Raw genomic sequence first — 2502 nt, 5'->3', positions numbered from 1 at the left:
GAAGTTTTAGAAATAATTCATGCATTAGAATTCAGACGAGAAATACCATTAAAGTATTCTTATAAAGGTAGAGGCGCAAACATCTGGAATGAGTTTTATCTCAAATATCTTATTCCTACATGGTATCGAACATCAAATGTAGAAATTGAACTTTTAAAGAATAACTTTCAATACTTGAATGACAATATTCAAAATGGTAAAAAAGTCAATATTGTAGATGTAGGTGCAGGAAATTCATATCCGGTTAAAGATTTTATTCAAAGACTTAATAAATTAGCAAAAATCAATAAATATATCGCATTGGATATTAGCGATGAATTGCTGAATTTATCTAGAAAAAACTTCAAAAAATGGTTTCCTCTCGTCGATTTTATCAGTTCTACAATTGACATCGAAAATAGTTGCGTACCCAAAACTTTATTCCAACAAAATAAAGCTAACCTTGAAATTGATGACACAGCAAAAATATTTTTTCACTTAGGGGTTACTATTGGTAATCATCAAAATAGAGACAAGGTATTCAAAAACTTTAGAGATAGCATGGGGAAAAACGATTTTCTGGTATTCACTAATGAAATTGGCTCTAACTCCAGATGGGATGGAAACGTGAGAGGTGGCTGCAAGTATCATGTAGAAGAAATATATGGATGGGTAAAAAACAAAATTGGGATTAAATCTGAAGATTGTGAATTAGTGAGGAAGTATGATTTAAAAACAGATAGTATAATCGCTAATATAAAACTACATCAGGATTACACTATAAATTTTAATCAGATGGGGATAGATAAAAAGATTGAAATCTCCGCAGGTGAAGAAATTACTATTTGGCGACATCATAAGCATGAAATGCCTGCACTTTTACAAGAACTAGAACGTTCTGGATTACAACTTATTCAATATAGTACTAACAAATACAAATCACATATTATGGTAATTTGTAAGGTTGCCAGTAACTAACCTTTTCAATTATATTTTGCGCTGTTCAGATACCCAACTTATCAAATAAGTTGGGTATCTAACTTTTCACGTATAATTTAGGATTGCTATGGGTTATTATTATGGCAGTAGGATTTTGTATCAATTAAATGTACATCAAACGTGGTCTAGGTTGAGGAATTGGACGCCCTAAATCCTTAGCCGTTTCTATCCATTCCTGCATAACTAATTCTATATTATGCAAGGCTTCTTGGTAACTATCGCCGTCAGCAGCACAGCCTGATAATTCTGGTACTTCAGCAATAAAGGCTTGATCTAATTCACTCCAGTAGAGAATGATTTCATAGCGAAACATCATTTTTACTTCCTAGTTTATACTTGAGAATTACTGCCCGAACTTGTTTAATTTGATAGCTTTTGGCTTTTCCTCTTTTATGTTGTAGGTTCAATATTTCTTCAACATCGGCTTTGATAAAAATACGATGATCGCCACGAATCCGTTCATCAAAGCCTAGTGTATATAAAAGTTGCCACAGTTGGGCGAAAGGGATGTCTGTATCAGAAGTCCCAGAGAGAATTTTGTCTAAGAGTTTGTCTTGCTGACTCACGTTTTTCTGACTGCTTTAATGTTTCTATAGTCTCATATTTATTTAAAATCGGAGCATACAAAAACAAATGACTATTGTGGAGGCACATCATTTTGCTTGACATTGATCGCTTGTTTATAAAATAGAGAAATGCGATCGCGTTGCAAACGCAACAGAAGATATCGCTTGTGAAACACTGGTATCAAACCCAACTGATAACCGCTATACCCAAATTTATAAGTAATATAGGTAACTACAGAGGTCAAATTGTTAAGATTGCTCATATCATAATTCTGAGGTATAAATCCATCTCAGTTAGTGTTGGTATTGAGTAAGAAATATTACATAAATATGAAAAACCACATTCTAGGTGTAGCCGCATTTTTAACCACGATTAGTTTGACAACCAGTGTACAAGCAGCAAATTCTGAACATGTTAGACAGTTGTTGGCAACTAAACAATGTCAAAACTGTGATTTGACTAGCGCAGGTTTAGTGATGGCTGACTTATCTGGAGCGAATTTGAGTGGTGCTAATCTCACAGGTGCTAACCTCAGCCGTGCAAACTTGAGCGGTGCAGATTTGCGGGGTGCAAACTTGAGTGGCGCTAGTTTATTTGGTGTTAACTTGAGCGAAGCTAAATTTAGTGGGGCAAATTTGACGGGTGCTGACTTGAGAAATACCTATCTAGCAAATGTAGAACTGACTGGTGCTTACCTAAATGGTGCTAACTTCCAAGGTGCAGTTGGTATACCATCACAAATTGCTTCACCAGAAGAATTTTATGCTTGGGGTGTAGCAGAAGCACAAAAAGGCAACCAACAGCAAGCAATTAGTTATTTTACTCCACCGATCCCTACTCCACCAGACTACCCCGGTGCTTACCCACCCCGCGGTGCCCCCCCCCACCCCACCCCCCCCCGCCCCCGCCCCCCCCCCCCCCCCCCCCCCCCCGCCCCCCCCCCCCCCCCCCCCACCC

The 2502-nt window shown here is 37.6% G+C and carries 5 protein-coding genes; 2 read left to right on the top strand and 3 right to left on the bottom strand.

The annotated features are described in order from the left end of the window. Positions 1-957, top strand: a 957-nt coding sequence (locus RRG12_RS42945; RefSeq protein WP_420763274.1) for an L-histidine N(alpha)-methyltransferase, incomplete at its 5' end; no start/stop codon positions are given. A 124-nt stretch (positions 958-1081) separates the two neighbouring features. Here RRG12_RS42945 and RRG12_RS42940 read toward each other — a convergent pair. The 3 genes from RRG12_RS42940 to RRG12_RS42930 all read right to left on the bottom strand — a co-directional run bounded on the left by RRG12_RS42940 (position 1082) and on the right by RRG12_RS42930 (position 1807). Next, positions 1082-1294 (bottom strand): type II toxin-antitoxin system HicB family antitoxin, encoded by a 213-nt coding sequence (locus tag RRG12_RS42940; RefSeq protein WP_069073269.1) that lies wholly within the window; start codon positions 1292-1294, stop codon positions 1082-1084. Next, entirely contained in the window at positions 1278-1544 is a 267-nt protein-coding gene (locus tag RRG12_RS42935) for a toxin HicA (RefSeq protein ID WP_069073268.1), read from the bottom strand. The genes RRG12_RS42940 and RRG12_RS42935 overlap by 17 nt, the downstream gene beginning before the upstream one ends. 71 nt (positions 1545-1615) lie before the next feature. Next, positions 1616-1807, bottom strand: a complete 192-nt coding sequence (locus RRG12_RS42930) for a hypothetical protein (RefSeq protein WP_069073267.1) — start codon at positions 1805-1807, stop codon at positions 1616-1618. Between the two features lie 67 nt (positions 1808-1874). Here RRG12_RS42930 and RRG12_RS42925 point away from each other — a divergent pair. Continuing rightward, a partial coding sequence (locus RRG12_RS42925; RefSeq protein WP_420763273.1) for a pentapeptide repeat-containing protein occupies positions 1875-2502 on the top strand: 628 nt, incomplete at its 3' end.

The organism is Nostoc sp. CALU 546 (genome assembly GCF_048836525.1).
Note: the sequence above shows the minus strand (reverse complement) of the source record. Positions and strands in the feature narration are given on the sequence as shown.